This window comes from Mycolicibacter minnesotensis, from assembly GCF_010731755.1.
Taxonomy (GTDB): domain Bacteria; phylum Actinomycetota; class Actinomycetes; order Mycobacteriales; family Mycobacteriaceae; genus Mycobacterium; species Mycobacterium minnesotense.
In genome coordinates this window covers 2,491,498-2,513,059 of the sequence record NZ_AP022589.1, presented here as the reverse complement: position 1 = coordinate 2,513,059, position 21,562 = coordinate 2,491,498, and the positions used below count along the sequence as shown (strand labels likewise).

12 protein-coding genes are annotated in these 21,562 nt (G+C 66.7%); 4 read left to right on the top strand and 8 right to left on the bottom strand.

All coding sequences use genetic code 11. The features are described from left to right. Positions 1-209 precede the first annotated feature (209 nt). From G6N09_RS11605 to G6N09_RS11590, 4 genes are all read right to left on the bottom strand, one after another. Entirely contained in the window at positions 210-4,160 is a 3,951-nt protein-coding gene (locus G6N09_RS11605; protein ID WP_083022787.1) for a DNA-directed RNA polymerase subunit beta', read from the bottom strand. 38 nt (positions 4,161-4,198) lie between these two features. Next, positions 4,199-7,753: a DNA-directed RNA polymerase subunit beta gene (gene rpoB, locus G6N09_RS11600; RefSeq protein WP_083022786.1), complete on the bottom strand. Its 3,555-nt coding sequence runs from the start codon at positions 7,751-7,753 to the stop codon at positions 4,199-4,201. Between the two features lie 365 nt (positions 7,754-8,118). Further along, on the bottom strand, positions 8,119-9,171 hold the full coding sequence (locus G6N09_RS11595) for an ABC transporter ATP-binding protein (protein ID WP_083022785.1): 1,053 nt from the start codon (positions 9,169-9,171) through the stop codon (positions 8,119-8,121). A 95-nt stretch (positions 9,172-9,266) separates the two neighbouring features. Beyond that, positions 9,267-10,775 carry a carotenoid oxygenase family protein gene (locus G6N09_RS11590; protein ID WP_083022784.1) on the bottom strand — a complete coding sequence of 503 codons (1,509 nt, stop codon included), beginning with the start codon at positions 10,773-10,775 and terminating at the stop codon, positions 9,267-9,269. 61 nt (positions 10,776-10,836) lie between these two features. Here G6N09_RS11590 and G6N09_RS11585 point away from each other — a divergent pair, with 61 nt between their 5' ends. Continuing rightward, positions 10,837-11,535 carry a TetR/AcrR family transcriptional regulator gene (locus G6N09_RS11585; RefSeq protein ID WP_083022783.1) on the top strand — a complete coding sequence of 233 codons (699 nt, stop codon included), beginning with the start codon at positions 10,837-10,839 and terminating at the stop codon, positions 11,533-11,535. A gap of 55 nt (positions 11,536-11,590) precedes the next feature. On the opposite strand, the gene rplL is transcribed toward G6N09_RS11585, so the two are convergent. The 4 genes from rplL to G6N09_RS11565 form a co-directional block, all read right to left on the bottom strand. Further along, positions 11,591-11,977 carry a 50S ribosomal protein L7/L12 gene (rplL, locus tag G6N09_RS11580; RefSeq protein WP_083022782.1) on the bottom strand — a complete coding sequence of 129 codons (387 nt, stop codon included), beginning with the start codon at positions 11,975-11,977 and terminating at the stop codon, positions 11,591-11,593. Between the two features lie 53 nt (positions 11,978-12,030). Further along, positions 12,031-12,657 carry a 50S ribosomal protein L10 gene (gene rplJ / locus G6N09_RS11575; protein ID WP_083022781.1) on the bottom strand — a complete coding sequence of 209 codons (627 nt, stop codon included), beginning with the start codon at positions 12,655-12,657 and terminating at the stop codon, positions 12,031-12,033. A gap of 304 nt (positions 12,658-12,961) precedes the next feature. Then, positions 12,962-13,885: an ROK family protein gene (locus G6N09_RS11570; RefSeq protein WP_083022839.1), complete on the bottom strand. Its 924-nt coding sequence runs from the start codon at positions 13,883-13,885 to the stop codon at positions 12,962-12,964. Beyond that, positions 13,885-18,066 carry a glycoside hydrolase family 38 N-terminal domain-containing protein gene (locus G6N09_RS11565; RefSeq protein WP_083022780.1) on the bottom strand — a complete coding sequence of 1,394 codons (4,182 nt, stop codon included), beginning with the start codon at positions 18,064-18,066 and terminating at the stop codon, positions 13,885-13,887. Before G6N09_RS11565 ends, G6N09_RS11570 begins: the two co-directional genes overlap by 1 nt. Positions 18,067-18,217: 151 nt before the next feature. Here G6N09_RS11565 and G6N09_RS11560 point away from each other — a divergent pair, with 151 nt between their 5' ends. From G6N09_RS11560 to G6N09_RS11550, 3 genes are all read left to right on the top strand, one after another. Next, complete coding sequence (locus tag G6N09_RS11560; RefSeq protein ID WP_109558797.1) at positions 18,218-19,573, top strand: ABC1 kinase family protein; 1,356 nt, start codon at positions 18,218-18,220, stop codon at positions 19,571-19,573. 5 nt (positions 19,574-19,578) lie between these two features. Further along, complete coding sequence (locus tag G6N09_RS11555) at positions 19,579-20,484, top strand: alpha/beta fold hydrolase (RefSeq protein ID WP_083022837.1); 906 nt, start codon at positions 19,579-19,581, stop codon at positions 20,482-20,484. Positions 20,485-20,613: 129 nt separating this feature from the next. Then, on the top strand, positions 20,614-21,477 hold the full coding sequence (locus G6N09_RS11550) for a cyclopropane mycolic acid synthase family methyltransferase (protein WP_083022779.1): 864 nt from the start codon (positions 20,614-20,616) through the stop codon (positions 21,475-21,477). The last annotated feature ends 85 nt before the right edge of the window (positions 21,478-21,562 follow it).

The window sequence follows — 21,562 nt, the reverse complement described above, 5'->3', positions numbered from 1 at the left end:
GCCCGCAGAATCGCATAGCACCGATCACCGGACAGGCCGACCGCGACCGCAGCCTCCTTAACCGGAACCCCAGCATCGACCAACTTCGCTAGCTGGTCACCGAACCGCGCACAGTCCTCCAAAAACGACATGGTCGCCGCAACCTCTCAATCGAGAGTGTTGCGACGACCATGTGAACCCGCCCACCCCGGGGCTCTTCTCGTCGATGACTAGCGGTAGTCGCTGTACCCGTAGTCGTCCAGCGGAACCGCGGCACCGGTGGCGGCGCCGAAGTCCGGGCTGTAGTACTGATCCTCGTAGGACGGGATCGTGTACGCGGCGGCCCGGGCCTCTTCGGTGGGCTGCACGGCGATGTTGCGGTACCGGTTGATGCCGGTACCGGCCGGGATCAACTTACCGATGATCACGTTCTCCTTCAGGCCCTGCAGCTTGTCGCTACGGCAGTTGATCGCCGCATCGGTCAGCACGCGGGTGGTCTCCTGGAAGGAAGCCGCCGACAGCCACGAGTCGGTGGCCAGCGACGCCTTGGTGATACCCATCAGCACCGGACGTCCGGCCGCGGGCTCCAGGCCCTCAGCCACCACACGACGGTTCGCGGTCTCGAACTCAGCACGCTCGGTCAGCGAACCGGGCAGGAACTCCGTGGCGCCCGAGTCGATGATCGTGACGCGCCGCAGCATCTGCCGGACGATCACCTCGATGTGCTTGTCGTGGATCGACACACCCTGAGCCCGGTAGACCTGCTGGACCTCGTTGACCAGGTGGATCTGCACCTCACGGGGGCCCTGCACCCGCAGCACCTCGTGCGGGTCGGCCGAGCCTTCCATGAGCTGCTGGCCGACCTCGACGTGGTCGCCGTCGGACAGCAACCGCTCCGAGCCGTCCTCGTGCTTGAACACGCGCAGCCGCTGACGCTTGGGCAGCTTGTCGTAGACCACTTCCTCGCCACCGTCATCCGGCACGATCGTGATCTTGTAGAACTTCTCGCCCTCTTCCAGCTGCACCCGTCCGGCGACGTCGGCAATAGGCGCCTTGCCACGCGGAATCCGGGCCTCGAACAGCTCCTGCACACGCGGCAGACCACCGGTGATGTCGTCGCCGACACCACCCTGGTGGAAGGTACGCATGGTCAGCTGAGTACCGGGCTCACCGATCGACTGGGCGGCGACGATGCCGACCGCCTCACCGATGTCGACCAGCTTGCCGGTGGCCATCGACCGGCCGTAGCAGGTGGCACAGACGCCGGTTCCGGTGGCGCAGGTCAGCACCGAACGCACCTTGACCTGCGCGATGCCGGCAGCCAGCAGCGCCTCGATCGACGGGTCGCCGAGGTCGTGGCCGCGCTCGATCACGACCTTGCCCTTCTCGTCGGCCGCGTCGACGGCCAACGTGCGGGCGTAAGCCGACGTCTCGATGAACGGGTTGCGGATCAGCGATCCATCCGCGGCCACCTCGGCGAGGTCCACCATGATGCCGCGCTCGGTGCCGCAGTCGTGCTCGCGCACGATCACGTCCTGAGACACGTCCACCAGACGACGGGTCAGGTAACCCGAGTCAGCGGTACGAAGGGCGGTGTCCGCCAAGCCCTTACGGGCGCCGTGGGTGTTGATGAAGTACTCCAACACCGTCAGGCCCTCACGGAAGGAGGACTTGATCGGACGCGGGATGAACTCACCCTTGGGGTTGGTCACCAGGCCCTTCATGCCGGCCAGGGTCCGGGTCTGGGTGAAGTTACCCGTGGCACCGGAGTCGACGATCGTGATGATCGGGTTGTCGGCCGGGTAATGGTCACGCAGTGCCTGACCCACTTCCTCGGTGGCTTCCTTCCAGATCTCCACCAGCGCCTCGTTGCGCTCGTCGCGGTTGAGGGCACCGCGCTGGAACTGCTTCTCCAGCTTGTCTGCCCGCTCCTCGTAAGAGTCGAGGATCTCCTTCTTCCGCGGCGGCACCAGCACGTCGGCCATCGAGACCGTGACCCCCGAACGCGTGGCCCAATGGAAGCCGGCGTCCTTGAGCTTGTCGACGGTCTGGGCGACCACGATCATCGGGTAGCGCTCGGCCAGGTCGTTGATGATGACGGCCTGAACCTTCTTGTGCATCTGCTTGTTGACGAACGGATACCCGGTCGGCAGCAGCTCGTTGAACAGCACCCGCCCCAGCGTGGTCTCGGCGATCCAGGCACCGCCCGGGCGCCAGCCGTTGACACCGAACAGCTCGGTCTCCACGTCGGCCGGCGGCCGCAGCTGGTCCAGACGCACCTTGATCTTGGCCCGCACGCTCAGCGCACCACGATCGACGGCCATGATCGCCTCGGCCGGCGAGGAGTACACACCGGACTCCGGGCGGTCCTTGGCACCCGGAGTGTATTCGCCTGGCTCACCGTCAATCTCGGTGGTCAGGTAGTACAGCCCGGTGACCATGTCCAGTCGCGGCATAGCCAGTGGGCGACCCGAGGCCGGCGACAGGATGTTGTTGCTCGACAGCATCAGGATGCGGGCCTCGGCCTGCGCCTCGGCGCTCAGCGGCAGGTGGACTGCCATCTGGTCGCCGTCGAAGTCGGCGTTGAAGGCCTCACACACCAGCGGGTGCAGCTGGATGGCCTTGCCCTCCACCAGCTGCGGCTCGAAGGCCTGAATACCCAGGCGGTGCAGCGTGGGTGCACGGTTGAGCAACACCGGGTGCTCGGCGATGACCTCTTCGAGGACGTCCCACACCTGGGGGCGCTGACGCTCCACCATCCGCTTGGCGCTCTTGATGTTCTGCGCGTGGTTCAAGTCGACCAGTCGCTTCATCACGAACGGCTTGAACAGCTCCAGGGCCATCAGCTTCGGCAGACCGCACTGGTGCAGCTTGAGCTGCGGACCGACCACGATGACCGAACGGCCGGAGTAGTCGACACGCTTGCCGAGCAGGTTCTGACGGAACCGGCCCTGCTTGCCCTTGAGCAGGTCGCTCAACGACTTCAGCGGACGGTTGCCCGGTCCGGTGACCGGCCGGCCACGACGTCCGTTGTCGAACAGTGCGTCGACGGACTCCTGCAGCATCCGCTTCTCGTTGTTGACGATGATCTCGGGCGCGCCGAGGTCGATCAGTCGCTTGAGGCGGTTGTTGCGGTTGATGACCCGGCGGTAGAGGTCGTTGAGGTCGCTGGTGGCAAAGCGGCCACCGTCGAGCTGCACCATCGGACGCAGTTCCGGCGGGATCACCGGTACCGCGTTGAGCACCATGCCCATCGGGGAGTTACCCGACTGCTGGAACGCGGCCACCACCTTGAGGCGCTTGAGAGCACGAAGCTTCTTCTGCCCCTTGCCGTTCTTGATGGTGTCGCGCAGCGACTCCGCCTCGGCGTCGATGTCGAAGGTTTCGATCAACTTCTGGATCGACTCGGCACCCATGGCGCCGGTGAAGTACTCGCCGTAACGGTCCACCAGCTCGCGGTAGACGGTCTCGTCGATGATCAACTGCTTGGGAGCCAGCTTGACGAACGTGTCCCAGATGTTGGTCAGCCGCTCCAGCTCACGCCCGGCGCGGTCACGCAGCTGACGCATCTCGCGCTCGCCGCCATCCCGAACCTTGCGGCGCACATCAGCCTTGGCGCCTTCGGCCTCCAGCTCAGCGAGGTCGGCCTCCAGCTTCTGGGCACGAGCCTCCAGGTCGGCGTCGCGCTGGTCTTCGACGGCCTTCTTCTCGACGACCATCTCGGCTTCCAGCGTGGACAGCTCGTTGTGCCGCATCTCGGTGTCGACGCTGGTGATGACGTAGGCCGCGAAGTAGATGATCTTCTCGAGGTCCTTGGGCGCCAGGTCCAGCAGGTAGCCCAAACGCGACGGCACGCCCTTGAAGTACCAGATGTGGGTGACCGGTGCGGCCAGTTCGATGTGGCCCATCCGCTCACGACGCACCTTGGCGCGAGTCACCTCGACGCCACAGCGCTCACAGATGATGCCCTTGAAGCGCACCCGCTTGTACTTGCCGCAGTAGCACTCCCAGTCGCGAGTCGGTCCGAAGATCTTCTCGCAGAACAAGCCGTCCTTCTCGGGCTTGAGTGTGCGGTAGTTGATCGTTTCCGGCTTCTTGACCTCACCGTAAGACCATTGCCGGATGTCCTCCGCGGTAGCCAGACCGATGCGGAGCTCATCGAAGAAGTTGACGTCGAGCACGTAACTCCCTTTCCCCTTGCGGGTTTAGTAGCTGGTAATTAAGCGAGGTCTTCCACAGAAGCGGATTCGTTGCGGGACAGGTTGATTCCCAGGTTGGCGGCTGCCCGCTCCAGGTCCTCGTCCTCGCCTTCGCGCAACTCGATCGCGGCACCGTCCTTCGCCAGCACCTCAACGTTGAGGCACAGCGACTGCAGCTCTTTGAGCAGCACCTTGAAGGACTCGGGGATACCGGGCTCAGGGATGTTCTCGCCCTTGACGATCGCCTCGTAGACCTTGACACGGCCGACCGTGTCGTCGGACTTGATCGTCAGCAACTCCTGCAGCGTGTACGCCGCACCGTAGGCCTGCATGGCCCAGCACTCCATCTCACCGAACCGCTGGCCACCGAACTGCGCCTTACCACCCAACGGCTGCTGGGTGATCATCGAGTACGGACCGGTGGAACGAGCGTGAATCTTGTCGTCCACCAAGTGGTGCAGCTTCATGATGTACATGTAGCCGACGGTCACCGGGTACGGGAACGGCTCACCGGAGCGGCCGTCGAACAGCCGCGCCTTGCCGTCCGCGTTGACCATGACTTCACCGTCGCGGTTGGCCAACGTCGAGGACAGCAGGCCCTGCAGCTCGGCCTCCTGCGCGCCGTCGAACACCGGGGTCGCGGTGCGGGTGTCCGGGCCGGCGGAGTACAGCTCCTCGGGGAGCTTGTCCGCCCAGTCCGGCACGCCGGTCGCAACATCGATGTTCCATCCGGTCTTGGCGATCCAGCCCAGGTGGGTCTCCAGGATCTGACCGATGTTCATACGCCGCGGCACACCGTGGGTGTTCAAGATGATGTCGACCGGGGTGCCGTCCGGCAGGAACGGCATGTCCTCGGCCGGCAGGATCTTGCCGATAACACCCTTGTTGCCGTGGCGACCAGCCAGCTTGTCACCGTCGGAGATCTTGCGCTTCTGCGCGACGTAGACGCGCACCAGCTCGTTGACCCCGGCGGGCAGCTCGTCGTCGTCCTCGCGGGAGAACACCCGGATTCCGATGACCTTGCCGGACTCACCGTGCGGCACCTTCAGCGACGTGTCGCGGACTTCGCGGGCCTTCTCGCCGAAGATCGCACGCAGCAACCGCTCCTCGGGCGTCAGCTCGGTCTCGCCCTTGGGCGTGACCTTGCCGACCAGGATGTCGCCGTCGCGGACCTCGGCGCCGATGCGGACGATGCCGCGCTCGTCGAGGTCAGCCAGCACCTCGTCGGAGACGTTCGGGATGTCCCGGGTGATCTCCTCGGCGCCCAGCTTGGTGTCGCGGGCGTCGATCTCGTGCTCCTCGATGTGGATCGAGGTCAGCGTGTCCTCTTCGACCAGCCTGTTGGACAGGATGATCGCGTCCTCGTAGTTGTGCCCCTCCCACGGCATGATCGCCACGAGCAGGTTCTTGCCCAGGGCCATCTCGCCGTTGTCGGTGCACGGGCCGTCCGCGATCACCTGGCCGGTCTCCACGCGCTGGCCGGCGTCGACGATCGGACGCTGGTTGGCGCAGGTGCCGTGGTTGGACCGGTTGAACTTGCGCATCCGGTAGGTCTGCCGGGTTCCGTCATCGGCCATGACCGTGACGTAGTCGGCGGACACTTCCTCGATGACACCGGTCTTGTCGGCGACGATCACGTCGCCGGCGTCGATCGCGGCCCGCAGCTCCATGCCGGTACCCACCAGCGGCGCCTCGCTGCGCACCAGCGGAACCGCCTGACGCTGCATGTTGGCGCCCATCAGGGCACGGTTGGCGTCGTCGTGCTCGAGGAACGGAATCATGGCCGTGGCCACCGACACCATCTGGCGCGGTGAGACGTCCATGTAGTCGACCTCGGCGGACGACACGTACTCGACCTCGCCACCCTTACGACGAACCAGAACCCGGTCCTCGGTGAAGTGGCCGTCCTCCTCCAGCGGCGAGTTGGCCTGCGCCACAACGTGGCGGTCCTCCTCGTCAGCGGTCAGGTAGTGGATCTCGTCGGTGACGACACCCTCCACGACCTTGCGGTACGGCGTCTCGATGAAACCGAACGGGTTGACCCGCGCGTACACCGACAGCGACCCGATCAGACCGATGTTCGGGCCTTCCGGGGTTTCGATCGGACACATCCGGCCGTAGTGGGACGGGTGCACGTCACGAACTTCCAGGCCGGCCCGCTCACGCGACAGACCACCCGGTCCCAGCGCCGACAGGCGGCGCTTGTGGGTCAGACCTGACAACGGGTTGTTCTGGTCCATGAACTGGGAGAGCTGGCTGGTGCCGAAGAACTCCTTGATCGCGGCGACCACCGGGCGGATGTTGATCAGGGTCTGCGGCGTGATGGCCTCGACGTCCTGGGTGGTCATCCGCTCGCGGACCACACGCTCCATCCGGGACAGCCCGACCCGGATCTGGTTCTGGATCAGCTCACCCACGGTGCGCAGTCGGCGGTTGCCGAAGTGGTCGATGTCGTCGACCTCGACGGGAACCTCGACGCCGCCCGGCACCGTCATGGTGGCGGACACACCGTCGCCGTCCTGAGCCGCCTGATGCAGACGCACCAGGTACTCGATGGTGGCCACGATGTCCTCTTCGGTCAGCGTGGTCGGCTGCGGCTCGCCCGGGTTGGCGGTCAAGCCCAGCTTCTTGTTGATCTTGTAGCGACCCACCCGGGCCAGGTCGTAGCGCTTCTCCTTGAAGAACAGGTTCTCCAGCAGGGTCTGCGCCGACTCCTTGGTGGGGGGCTCGCCCGGACGCAGCTTGCGGTAGATGTCCAGCAAAGCCTCGTCGGAGTTGGCCGCGCTGTCCTTCTCCAACGTCGACATCATGATGTCGGAGAAGCCGAACCGCTCCCGGATCTGATCCGAAGTCCAGCCCAGCGCCTTGAGCAGCACGGTGACCGGCTGGCGGCGCTTGCGGTCGATGCGAACGCCGACCAGGTCACGCTTGTCGACGTCGAACTCCAGCCAGGCACCGCGGCCCGGAATCACCTTGACCGAGTGCAGCGTCTTCTCGGTGGACTTGTCGATGTTGGCGTCGAAGTACACACCGGGGGAACGCACCAGCTGGGAAACCACCACCCGCTCGGTGCCGTTGATGATGAACGTGCCCTTTTCGGTCATCATCGGGAAGTCACCCATGAACACCGTCTGGCTCTTGATCTCGCCGGTGTTGTTGTTGATGAACTCCGCGGTGACGAACAGCGGGGCGGCGTAGGTCATGTCCTTGTCGCGGCATTCGTCGACCGGGGCCTTGACCTCGTCGAACCGCGGGTCGGAGAACGACAGCGACATCGAGCCGGAGAAGTCCTCAATCGGGGAGAGCTCTTCGAGAACCTCTTCAAGACCACCCTTGGGCGCAGCGCCGGTCTGCTCGGCCATCTTCTCGCGCCACTGTGCAGCCCCGATCAGCCACTGGAACGAGTCGGTCTGCACGTCGAGCAGACCCGGAACCTCGAGGGGTTCGCGCAGCTTGGCGAAGGAGACCCGATTCGGAGCTCCGGGAACAGAACTGTTGGGAGAATTCTGGGTGGTAGTACCTGAGGTGTTCTTTTTGCTCTGGCGGGAGACTGCCAAGATGCATCCTTCCAGCACCTAATGCGGCCAGCGGATTCCGGCTTCACCGGCTCCGTTCGCTGCGAATATCGACCGTTGGTTCGGCTGGCGAACGTTCTGTCCGGTCTCACGCACAACCAAACCACGAGGTAACACGCCTGAAACGCGTCAACGAATGTGACTCAGGCTGGTACAGCGGTGTCGGGTGCGAGTAAGGATGGGCAGGAGGAAGCCAGCGCAACGTCCAACAATAGCGCAGGCTGACGCAATCCTCAACTGCGACGTCCCGGGACCCTATCGGTGCTGGCTGACCTCCGCTGAGGCTCCCGTACGTGTGCTGGTGACAAGATTGGACCGTTTAGGTCCTTCCGTCAAGAGCTGACACGGCGTGAGCCGGCGTGGGATCAGCCCGGTGGGGTCGGGATCGACGCGGTGGGCGCGTCTTCGTCCGCCGGGAACTGGTGCACCGCGTACTTGTGGGTGCCTTCCAGGTCATCGCGGATGGCCTCCTGCGCACTGGGGGGCAGGGTGTGCAGGATCTCGCGGACCCGGGCCTGGCGCCGCGCCACACCCTTGCGCTCAGGCAGGCCGGGGGTCGCGCTGAGCTGAGGCGGCACGCCCTCAACCTCTTCGACGCCGCCGTCGCTCTGACCGGCGGCCAGCATGGCCTCCTCGGCCGCAGCTGTCGCCTGGTCCTTCTCCTCCGACATGCCGATCGGGCCAATACGCCGACCGTTGAGGAACTGACGCACCACCGGCTCGTCGGAGGTCAGCAGCACCTCGCGGGGCCCGAACATGACCAGCTCCTTGCGGAACAACATCCCGATGTTGTCCGGCACAGTACGGGCGATGTTGATGTTGTGCGTCACGATGAGGATGGTGGCGTCGATCTGAGCGTTGATGTCGATCAACAGCTGGCTCAGGTAGGCCGTACGGACCGGGTCCAGGCCGGAGTCCGGCTCGTCACAGAGGATGATCTTCGGGTCGAGAACCAGCGCACGTGCCAGTCCGGCACGCTTGCGCATACCGCCGGAGATCTCGCCCGGGAACTTGTAGCCGTCGTTGGGCATACCGACCATCTCGAGCTTCTCCATGACGATGTCACGGATTTCCTTCTCGGACTTCTTGGTGTGCTCACGCAGCGGGAAGGCGGTGTTGTCGTAGATGTTCATCGAGCCGAACAGGGCGCCGTCCTGGAACAGCACGCCGAACAGGGTGCGGATCTCGTAGAGCTCCTTGGCCGAACACTGCAGAATGTCGGTGCCGTCGATGACGATCGAACCCCGCTCGGGCCGCAGGAGGCCGATCAGGGACTTCAAGAACACGGACTTGCCGGTACCGGAGGGGCCGAGCAGAACGCTGACCTCTCCCTCGGGAATTGTCATGGTGACGTCTTCCCAGATCCGGGCCGATCCGAAGGACTTGGTAAGCCCCTGTACCTCGATGGCGACACCCATTAGTGAGGTCCTTCCGCAACGTCTGGTCGTGCCACGACTGGCTTGTGGCTTGGGCCACTGTAGCGCACAGGTGCGACCCTTATCGGCGGTCCGCCTCAGTCGGCAGGTGTCCAGTTTCCGTGGAAGCCCATCGGGACCCGTTGCGGCAGGTGCACGGTGGCTACCGACTCACACGTGGCGGCGTCGAGGATCACCAGTTGCCCCTCGTCCTGGCCACGGTGGTGGGCCAGACCGATCAACAGTCCATCGTCTTCCGCGCTGCCGCCGGGGCGCGGAACGAAGGACATCTCACCGATCACCAACTGCGGGTCGATCGGGGCGGTCAGGCTCGAGCCGGTCAGGTAGTCGTGTTTGTACAGCGCGGTCGACATCGCCGCCTGGGTGTCACCCAGAATCCCGCCGTCGATGCCGACGGTGTAGCCGAAGCGGTGCTTGCGCCCCAGCAGCGATTCGTTGATCTTCGGGAATTCCTGCGGCCGGTCGTCGCGCGACTCGGTGCGCACCGCGCCGGTGTCGAGGTTGATCGTCCAGCGATCCAGCGTGGGCGGTGCGTCCCCGGGGCCGCGCCGGTCTTCGTCGAACACCTTCGCGTAGCGGACCACATCGAGCACCAGCAGTTCCTGGCCCGTCGCCGAGCTCTCGGTGTAGGCGTTCAGGGGATGAAAGACATAGCAGGGTTCAACGTCGAACCATCGCACTGTGGGCTCGCCCTCCCGCGGCATCACACCGATGCGCGCCGGATAATCGGAGTTCCATGCGTACGGCAACCCGGCCGGTGGCCTGCTGTCGCGGTTGACCATCGCAAGTACCGGACCCGGCACCCGAAACCTGCCGACCAGCGCGCCCAGCGCCTTGCGGGTGGGCGCCTTGAGCCAGCGGGGCATATTGACCGGTAGCACGTTGGCCGAATCGAAGGTGACCGGCAGGTCATAGACCACCACGTACTTGTCGGTGAGTGAGAAGTCGTGCATCATCGGCGACCCGGTCACCTTGATGTCGACCGTGCGGCGGGCACGCCCGGCGGTGTCGATCACCGAATACTGCACGGTCTTGCCGCGGGCGAACGAGTAAGAGACGGCGTGTAGCTCGCCGCTCACCGGGTCACGGTGCGGGTGGGCGGTGTAGCCCCCGCGCAGCGTGCCGTCGAAGTCACAGGTGCCCACCGTGTCGAGGTCAGCGGTGAGTTCGTAGTTGGCCACGCCGCCCTCCACCAGTGCCAGCGTCTTGCCGGCGTGGCGGATCACGTTGGTGTTGGGGCCGACCGACTGCATCCCGGCCCGAACGCCGATGCGCCCCGGCAGGGGTTCGCCGAGCGCAGCGCAGACCCCCGGGGTACGCACCCAGCGGTTGCGGTACCAGTGCGCGCGCCCCTGTCCCAGCCCCACGCCGTGCACCATCGGGTCACCGGTGAACCAGTGATAGGTGGCGGGATCGGCTGCGGTGACGGGATTGGCGCCGTTGCGCAGGTATCTGCCGTCGAGGTAGTCCGGGATCTGCCCGGTGACGCGCAGGTCGGTGGCCGTGAGTTCGGCGCTCACCGGGGCCAGAACATCCTCCAGGTAGGGGTTGGTCGCCTGGTCGGCGCGGGTGGCTTCAAGCGACATACACAGGCTCCATAACAGTGTTATTTCAGGATTATAGGTACCGTACGCCGGCTGTGCGACGATGGCAACCGTGACTGTGCAACGGGAGCGGACCGTGCGAGAGGACTTACTGGTCGCGGCCCTGGCACTGCTTGACGAACACGGGCCCCACGCTCTGCAGACGCGCAAGATCGCTGCCGCCGCCGGCACGTCCACGATGGCGGTCTACACGCATTTCGGTGGATTGCCCCAGCTGATCACCGCGGTCACCGAGGAAGGTCTGCGCCAGTTCGATGCGGCGCTGACGCTCCCTCCGACCGACGATCCGGTGGCCGACCTGTTGTCCACCGGAATCGTTTACCGCACATTCGCGATCGGGCGGCCGCACCTGTACCGGCTGATGTTCGGCAGTACCAGCGCGCACGGCATCAACGCCCCAGCCCACAACATGCTGACGCTGGGCACCGATCAGATCGACGTCGAGGTGCCCAGCTTCGCGCACCTGGTTCGCGGCGTCCAGCGATCGATCGAGGCCGGCCGGCTCACGGCGGCCACGCCCGAAAGCGCCGACGGCGCCGTGGTGGCGGCCGCCGCGCAGTTCTGGACGGTGATGCATGGATTCATGATGTTGGAGTTGGCCGGCTTCTTCGGTGACGCCGACCACGGTCTTACCGCAGCGATCCAGGTGTTGAGCCCGATGACGATCAGTCTGCTGGTCGCCCTGGGTGACACCCCCGAGCGGGCGGCGCAGTCGCTGGCCGCCGCGGCCGCTCGGGCCTGAACAGACAAAACCCCCGGAACCTCGTGGGTTCCGGGGGCATTGACGGTAGAACGAACTACTTGACGGTGATGGTGGCGCCGGCCGCCTCGAGCTTGGCCTTGGCGTCCTCGGCAGCGTCCTTGGTGACCTTCTCCAGCAGCGCCTTGGGAGCGCTGTCGACCAGGTCCTTAGCTTCCTTGAGGCCCAGGCCGGAGACGACCTCGCGGACTACCTTGATCACGCCGATCTTCTTCTCGCCGGCCGACTCGAGGATGACGTCGAACTCGGACTGCTCCTCGGCTGCCTCAGCGGCGGCGGGGGCGCCCCCGGCGGCGGCAACGGCGACCGGAGCGGCAGCGGTCACGTCGAAGGTCTCTTCGAACTGCTTCACGAACTCCGACAGCTCCAGCAGAGTCATCTCTTTGAAGACGTCGAGCAGCTCTTCGGTGGAAATTTTGGCCATGATTTCGGTCCTTTCTGATTCCGTTTAGGAAGTGGGGTTGGTTCTGTACCTAGTTATTCGGCGGCCTCAGCCGGAGCCTCGGCGGCATCGGCCGCGGCTTCGGTTTCGGCGGGCGCCTCGGCGGCTTCGGCCGGAGCTTCGGCCGCAGCCGGGGCCGGGGCCTCGGCGGCAGGCTTCTTCTCCTGCAGGGCAGCTGCCAGGCGAGCCATCTGCGACGCCGGAGCGGCGAACAGGCCGGCGGCCTTCGACAGGTTGCCCTTCATCGCACCGGCCATCTTGGCCAGCAGCACCTCGCGCGACTCCAGGTCGGCGATCCGCTCGACCTCGGCGACGGTCAATGCGCGACCGTCCATGTAGCCGCCCTTGATGACCAGCGCCTTGTGGTCCTTGGCGAACTTCTTGATCGCCTTTGCGGCGTCAACCGGCTCGCCCTGGACGAACGCGATCGCCGTCGGGCCCGCGAAGTACTCGTCGAGCCCTTCGACTCCGGCCTCCGCGGCGGCCAGCTTGACCAGCGTGTTCTTCGCCACCGTGTAGGTGGCCGAGCCGCTGAGCGAACGCCGAAGCTCCGCCAGGTTCGCAACCGTCAAACCGCGGTACTCGGTGATCACGGTGGCGGTCGAGCCGTTGAACTGCTCGACGATGTCCGCGACGGCGGCGGTCTTGTCAGCCCGCGCCATGCATACCTCCTCGGTGTCGCTGTACTTGTCTCAAGTGAGCCACCCGGGAAATAACGAACGCCCCGACGCAGGATGCGGTCGGGGCGTCACAGTGTGTGCCGGCGGAGCCGGTGCCTCGTCCTCCTGCGTGGGCCGCCGGGAGGTTCCCGGACCTTCAACCGATTGCTCGGTGACCTACGGTCTTCGGTGGATCGCCTCACACCATAACGTGACGAAGCCCGATCAGCCAAAACGGCCCGCATCCCTGCGTTGACTCTGCGTCCACGGCGGGGCCTACTCGCACTGCGCCGCCGCCAGCGCAGAGTCAACGCAGCATGGCCAACGCGGCTGCACCCACCAGCCCCGCGTCGCCGCCGAGTTGGGCGGACACGACCTGGAGTCCGACCAGGAAGTCGAGTCGGGCGCGCTCGGCCAGCGCCTCCCGCAACGGGCCGAACAGCAAGGCACCGGACTTGGCGACTCCCCCGCCGATCACCACCAGATCCAGGTCGCACACCGCTGCCACCGAGGCGATCATCACCGCCAGCGCGTCGGTGCCGCGCCGGAACGCACGCAGTGCCACCGGGTCCCCGGCTTCGGCGGCCGCTGCCAGTGTCTTTGCGTCGGCGCGGGTCCCGTCCCGGGTGTCCGGCGACCACCCCTGGGCCAGTGCCCAGCGCACCATCGACGGTCCGGAGGCAATGGTCTCCACACAGCCGCGACCGCCGCACCGGCACCGATCCCCGTCAGGGTCGACGACCACGTGCCCGACATGGCCGGCATTGCCGGTGCGTCCGAGCACGGGGGACCCGTCAAACACCAGGCCACCGCCCACCCCGGTCGAGACCACCATGCCCAACATGGCCCGCCTACCCCGCCCCGCGCCGTAGCGGTGTTCGCCCAGGGCCATGCAGACGCCGTCGCCGCCCAATCGGACCGGCACCCCGGGCACCGCGGCCGCCACCCGGTCACGCAGCGCGAAACCACGCCAGCCCGGAATATTCACCGGGCTTACGGTGCCGGCTTGGACGTCGATGGGCCCGGCCGAACCGATGCCCACGGCGTCCACCCGGCCACCCGCCCGTTGTACGACGTCCTCGATCAGCTCTGCCACCACCGACCACACCATCTCGGTGCCCTCGGAGGCACGGGTGGGCAGCGTGGCGGTGTAGTCCAGCGATCCGTCGGGGTCCACCAGGCCGGCGGCGATCTTGGTACCGCCGACGTCCAGCGCGAGGATGCCGGCCATCAGTCCCCACCCACCGCTGCCGGTGCCAGGACCGCCATGCGCACCGCCGCCGAATACGCCAGCGCTCCCGCGCCGGCCACCCGGACCAGCGCCCACCAGGTCCCGGGGCGCGCCCACACCGGTGGCGCGATGTCGAAACCCACCTGCACGCGCCCGCCCGCCGGCACCACAGCACCCAGCACCGCCGGGCCGGCCCACTCCCAGGTACCCCAGGGACTGATCAGGTGCGCTTCGACCGCCAGGTCCGCGTGCGCGTCGGTGCCCACGGTGACCGTGAGGCGCGCTGACCGCCCGGCCATGACCTCCACCCCGGCTGGATCATCGATGTACAGCAACCGGTCACGACCCGGTTCCGCGACACGCACCACCGTCACATCTTCGACCGACTGTCGCCAGGCCCCTGACATGTCACCGGTGGGGTCCAGCCGGACGCGCACCGGATAGAGCCCCGGCCTGATGTCGTCTGGGACGGTCACCGCCAGCGGGATGCTCTGATGGTCACCGGCCGCTAACCGCACCGCCTGCCGGGTGGTCGTGCTGGTCCAACCCGCGGGGCACTGGACCGTCAGCGTGCCCGACAGGACCGCGTCGACGCAGTCGCTGGCGACGGTCAGGTCCAGCGACAGCCTCGTGCCCGGCAGCGCCGCAACCCGGTGCGGGTGCAACGCGGGGGTCATCGGCAGGCCACCCAGCGGCGCCGGACCGCGGTTGTGCAGCCAATAGCGGGCGTAGAGCGGCTGGGCCGCCTCGGCCTCGGGCGCCAGCCGGGCACTGGCGCCGAGGGCTTCGGCACCGAGGCGCGCAGTTATGGTGGCGACCTCGTAGCCGTGCAGCCGGTCCGGTGCCGGATGGTCATACGACTGTTCCAGCAGGTCCGCCCGGCCCAACACGGTCAACGTCCCCACGTCGCTGCACAAGGTGACGGCGACGTCGGCGCCGCGGGTCTCGACCAACCGCAGCGTGACGGTCGTCGGGTCGACGGGTTCCGCGCTGCCGCACGCCGTCGGGTTGCCCGCCGCCTTGAGCGCCCCCAGTACGACGCCACCGCCCGGGTCGAGGCGCAGCAGCGAACCGCTCGCCGCCAGCCGGCCATCGCCTCCCGCTACCGCCACAGCCTGCAGCGGGTCGGCGAACTCGGCACTGCGTGCGGGGATCGCCGCATGGCGCCAATCGCCGTCGCCGGCCACCAGCGCGTAGTCGAAGGTGTGCGTCCAGTGCTGGAGCTGAAAAGCGCTGCCATCGGGAGCGGTGCGGCGCGGGTCGTCGGTCCACGACGCCGACGGCCAGCTGGTGCAGGATCGCAGCAGCGCGGTGTGCAAGGTGCCCGCCGAATCCACCGCGAAACTTGGCACCCCGCGGTTGAGTAGTGCGACGGTGCGCGCCTCGAAGGGTTCCATGGCCGCGTCCGCATCTTGGTGCACCACGATCTCGGCGCTGGCCAACTCCTCGGCCACTCGGGTGATCTCGGAGTGCAGGGCGTCGTCGTCGCGGGCAGCGACCACCAGCACCGGCAGCGCCCGCGGTCCGGTCAGGTCGGCGCCGGGAACCCAGACCTCGGAGAGGGATGTCTCCGCCGGCACCCACACCCGTGCCGTGCCGTGCCGCTCAAGCTGGCGCTGCAGTTCTGCGGTGTAGGCCGGATCGGCGGCGGTCAACACGGCGCGAGTGAAGGCATTGCGGTCCGGCCCGCCCAGGGCAATCCGGGTGTCGGGCAGGTTGGAGTCGACGTCGAGGTTGCCGTAACGGGGTCCCTCGGCGTCCGAGCAGGTGGCGGTGACACCGGCACGCACCAGCGCGACCATCAGTGCCCGCGGTGCCGTCAGGCCGTTCGGGGTGACGACTTCAGCGACCGAGACCGCCCGACTGCCGCCGCCGGCGCTGATTCGGGCCGTCGCGGACAGGCCGAACCACCGGTTGGCGGGGGTGTCGAGGGTCCAGGGGTGTCGGGCGGTGTCCACCGCGCGCCCGCTGGGCTCATGCAGCAGTCCGAAGCCTCGCCCGATGACGGCATCGGCCACCTCGGCGACCGGCATGGCGCCGGGGACCGGGCAGGGCCAACGCAGGCGTAGTAAGTGGTCGGCGCCGGTGAACTCGTCGATGGTGGTGGTGCAATCCACCCGGTCAACGCCCTGCCACAACGTCACAGTCTGGGTGTAGGTCAACACGGTGCGGATCCGCCCGGACACCACCAGCCGCTCTCCCAGCGGCCCCCGATAGGCCTGAACCGTCACGTCGCGAGCGACCGCCGAGGTGAACAGGTTGCCGCTGGGCACCAGATGCCACGGCCCTTCCCCGGATTGCGGGTGCCGGGGGTACTCGTCGTAGACGGCAAGCTGGTTGCCCAGCCCACCATCGATCACCATCTCGCGCCCCCGGTGCCGCCACGAGCTGATCCCCCCGCCCCGCTCCGGGTCCGCAGTCAGCTGGTGAAGCTCGTTGCTGATCCGAGTGCCGGTCACCGGTTGCCAGCCCCCGACGTCCGGTCCGGGCGTCAGTCGGTAGGCCTGCCAGCCCAACGACGGCACATCGCTGGCCAGCCAGCTGACCGTGGTGCCCCCGTGTTCGACGTGGGCGGGAAGTTGGGTGCCGTCGGGAGCGATCACGTGTGCACCGGCAGGCAGCGGCGTCTGCAGGCGCACGGTCACGATGTCGGTGCGGTCGTGTGCCACCGGATTCCAGACCACTGCACTGGCATCGCCGGCGCCGCTGTCGACCAACCCCGACAGCGCCGCCAGTGCGTTGTCGCGAGTCTCGGCGCCCAGCTGCCAGGCGTCGCGCCAGGAAGTCAGCAGGTCCAGGTAGACCTGGTCTGCCTCCGAACCGGTGATCGCGTCGTGGTGGGCCCCGTAGGACAGTTGCGACCAGGCCTTGGCCAGCGCCGCCTCCGGGTAGTCCACTCCGGTCAGCGCCGCGGCGAACACCGCGAAGCGTTCCGCACCGAGCACCGCCGATTCGGCGGCCCGGTTGGCCTGCTTGGTGTCGATATAGGAGACGTGGCAGCCGGTGTAGATCGGGTTCATGTCGCGGGTCTGCGGGGATGGGTCAGCGCCGCGCTGCGCCAGTTCGGCGCGCACCGCGGCGAAGAACTCGCTGGGCAGGGCGCACACGAACTTCGGCCAGGTGTAGCGCGTGTTCCAGTCCCGGTGGATCTCGGTGATCCAGCGGTTGGGGGGCGTGAAGTCGGTACCCACCGGCAGCAGCACGTTGCGGGTGGCGGCCACCTTCTTCATCTCAGCGAACAGCCGGTAGACCTCGTCCTCGGCGTCGGCCAGAGTCGCGCTGGCGTCCATCCACCAGCCGGCCGCGTAGTGCGCGGGCATGTAGTGGGTCAGCAGGCCGCGCCCCGAGGGCGCAATCCATTCGAACTCGCTGGGGAACTGCATGCGGCGCGGATCGCCCTGGTCGGCCATTGGCCCCCACTGGTGGAACGGACCGCGCGCCCAGGCGCTGGAAGTCAGTCCGACGTCGGCGGCCAGGCCTGGGAACTGCGGGTCGTGGCCGAATACGTCGAGCTGCCAGGCGGTGGAGGGCCCCGTCGGATTGCCCATGATGTCGCGCTGAAAGCCCATCCCGGCGACCAGGTTGCGGATCGTGGTCTCGGCGTCGGTGAGGTTGGTCGACGGTTCGTTGTAGGTGCCACCCATCACCTCGACCCGGCCCTGTTCAATCAGCCCGCGCAGCTCGGCTCGGTCCTGTGGGCGGGTGTCCCAGTACGGCTTGAGGTAGTCGACTTCGGCCAGGACGAACTTGTAGTCGGGATTGTCGCGTGCCCAGTCCAGGTGGCCGCGCACCAGGTTGAAACCGTTGGTCTGGCGGCACGCGCCGAGCGGGTTCTCGGTCCACACGCTGGTGTAGTTGGCCTGGGTGTTCCACCACACCGGGTCGTAGTGGAAGTGGCCGACCATGAACACAGTCCAGCCGGGTTCGGCGACGGTGAAGGTGAAATCGGTGCCGTTGACGCGGGCGTTGCGCTGCTGGCCGGGCACCGCGTCGGCCACGTGCACCGGTACCTCGATGACGCCGTCGCCGGGTTCGGCCACCGCATGACCGGCCAGACCGTCGCCCTCGATTCGCACGGGCGTGGGCTCAGCGGCGCCGCGGTAGCCGATCCGGACCAGCTGTAGCGGCGCGCTCGCCGGCCCGACGAACTTCTCGGTCGACTCGACCTCGAGGATCCGCATGGCACAAACCTACGGATGCGCACCCGTGAATCGGGGCCTTTCGGCAACCGGCGGCGCTCGGGGCTCAGCAGATCGGCCCGCAGGTGGCTGAGTCGTCGGCTGGGGCCCGGCTGGCGGAGAACTTCCGGCGCTGATTTGGCAGACTGCAGCCATGAGTTCGACCGCACCCCGCCAGGTGGCCCAGCTGGACCGGGTCCCGCTGCCGGTCGAGGCGGCCCGCATCGGCGCGACGGGATGGCAGCTCACCCGCGCCGTCACCCGGGTTTTCACCCGGCTGCTCAAGCCCGGACCGATTCAGCAGAAGGTCATCCGCGAGCTGCCGCAGACCTTCGCCGCGTTGGGGCCCACCTACGTCAAGTTCGGACAGATCATCGCCTCGAGCCCCGGTGCGTTCGGCGAACCGCTGTCGCGGGAGTTCCGCGGCCTGCTGGACTCCGTCCCCCCCGCCGATCCCGATGCGGTGCACGCCCTGTTCGTCGAAGAACTGGGCGCCGCGCCGCAGGAGCTGTTCGCGGCGTTCGACGAGACCCCGATCGCGTCGGCGTCCATCGCCCAGGTGCACTTCGCCACCCTGCACAGCGGCGAGGAGGTCGTGGTCAAGATCCAGCGGCCGGGCATCCGCCGCCGGGTTGCCGCCGACCTGCAGATCCTCAAGCGCTTCGCGCAGCTGGTCGAGCTGGCCAAACTGGGCCGCCGCCTGTCGGCCGGCGATGTGATCGCAGATTTCGCCGACAACCTCGCCGAGGAGCTGGACTTCCGCATCGAAGGCCAGTCGATGCAGACCTGGGTGTCGCATCTGCACGCCTCCCCATTGGGCCGCAATATCAAGGTGCCCGACGTGTACTGGGATTTCACCAGCGAGCGGGTGCTGACCATGGAGCGGGTGTCGGGCCTGCGCATCGACGACGCCCCCGCCATCCGCAAGGCCGGCTTCGACGGCGTGGAACTGGTCAAGGCACTGTTGTTCTCCACCTTCGAGGGCGGGCTGCGGCACGGCCTCTTTCACGGCGACCTGCACGCGGGAAATCTGCTGGTGGACGATCAGGGCCGGGTGGTGTTCCTGGACTTCGGAATCATGGGCCGGATCGACCCGCGCACCCGTTGGCTGCTGCGCGAACTGGTCTACGCACTGCTGGTCAAGAAGGATCACGCCGCAGCCGGCAAGATCGTGGTGCTGATGGGCGCGGTCGGCACCGTCAAGCCCGAGGGCCAGGCCGCCAAGGATCTCGAGGCGTTCGCCACACCGCTGACCATGACATCGCTGGGCGATATGTCCTACGCCGACATCGGCAAGCAACTCGGCGCCCTGGCCGATGCCTACGACGTCAAGCTGCCGCGTGAGCTGGTGCTGATCGGCAAGCAGTTTCTCTACGTGGAGCGCTATATGAAGTTGTTGGCGCCACGCTGGCAGATGATGTCCGATCCACAGCTGACCGGCTACTTCGCCAACTTCATGGTGGACGTCAGCCGTGAGCACAAAGACGACAACAAGGACTCGGGAGCGTGACCGCGGTGGAGAAGCGCATCGGTACTGCCCGCTCGGGCGATCTGGAGATCTTCTATGAGGATCTCGGAGATCCAGGGGACCCGCCGGTGCTGCTGGTGATGGGCCTGGGGGCCCAATTACTGCTGTGGCGAACCGGGTTCTGCGAGAAGCTCGTGGCCCAGGGACTTCGGGTGATCCGCTACGACAATCGGGATGTCGGGCTGTCGAGCAAGCTGGGCCGCGAGCATTCCCGCGGCGGGCTGGTCCCGCGTATGGCGCGGTTCTGGCTGGGCAAGCCCAGCCCGGCGGTCTACACCCTGGAGGACATGGCCGACGACGCCGCCGCCCTGCTGGATCACCTGGAGATCGATCAGGCCCACGTGGTCGGCGCCTCGATGGGCGGCATGATCGCGCAGGTTTTCGCAGCCCGCTTCGCAGAACGGACCCGTTCACTGGGCATCATCTTTTCCAGCAACAACCGGCCGTTTCTACCGCCGCCGGCGCCGCGGGCGCTGCTCGCGCTGCTGACCGGACCATCCCCGGATTCGCCCCGCGAAGTGATCATCGACAACGCGGTGCGGGCCAGCCGAATCATCGGCAGTCCCGGATACCCCGCGCCCGAGCACAGGCTGCGCGCCAACATCCTCGAGGCCTACGAACGCAGCTACTATCCGTGGGGCATCGCACGGCAGTTCGGCGCGATCCTGGCCAGCGGCAGTCTGGCCGCCTATGACCGGCTGATCACCGCACCGACCGTGGTCATCCACGGACTGGCGGACAAGCTGATGCGTCCGGCGGGGGGCCGCGCGGTGGCGGACGCCATCGATCGCGCCCGACTGGTGCTGTTCGAAGGCATGGGCCACGACCTGCCCGAAGAGTTGTGGGACCCGGTTATCAGTGAGTTGACCACGACATTTGCCGCTGCACGGTAGTCTGGCCCGCAGACCGTACGGTGGCCGTCAAGTGGTCAAGGCCACACCGAAGTGCTCATAACAGAACCGCAACGGTATTCTGGGCACACTCTCCCCCCAATTCAGAGAAGATCGCGAGCGAACTAAACCATGCCCAAGCTGGAACCGAAGTACGAAGAACTGCAGTCGATCTACGACATCTCCAACGAGTTCTACGAGCTGTTCCTTGGTCCGACGATGGGCTACACCTGCGGGTTCTACCCGCACAAGGACACCACCTGCGACGAAGCTCAGATCGCCAAGTTCGACTTGGCGCTGGGCAAACTGGGCCTGGAGCCCGGTATGACGCTGCTCGACATCGGCTGCGGTTGGGGGGCCTGCATGCAGCACGCGATCGAGAAGTACGACGTCAACGTCATCGGACTCACCCTCAGTGGTGAGCAGCGTCAATACGCCATCGACAAGCTGGCCAAGGTCGACACCAAACGCAACGTCGAGGTGCGACTGCAGGGCTGGGAGGAGTTCACCGACAAGGTGGACCGGATCGTGTCGATCGGCGCATTTGAGCACTTCGGCCGCGACCGCTGGCCGGACTTCTTCGACATCACCTACAACGCGCTGCCCGACGACGGCCGGATGCTCCTGCACACGATCACCGCGATCAGCGGTCAGGACGAGGCGCAGGCCAAGGGCATTCCGATGACCATGTCGCTGGCCAAGTTCACGCTCTTCATCATGAGGGAGATCTTCCCCGGCGGTCAGCTTCCGTCGGCGTGGTTGCCCCGCAAGTACGCCGCCGACGCCGGATTCACCGTGACTCGGGACGACGAGATCGGGTTCCACTACTCACGCACTCTTCAGGACTGGGCGGCGATGTTGGAGGCCAACAAGGAGCGGGCTATCGAGGTGCAGGGCCAGGAGGCCTACGACCGTTTCGACAAGTACCTCAACGGCTGTGTGGAACTGTTCCGCAACGGGAACACCAGTGTCCACCAGTACACGCTGCAGAAATAGTTCGGATCGGCCTGGCGGTTTGACGCCATCCGATCCACCGTCGACCCGCTAAGCTTCAACAGTTGACCGGTGCCGATCACGCAAC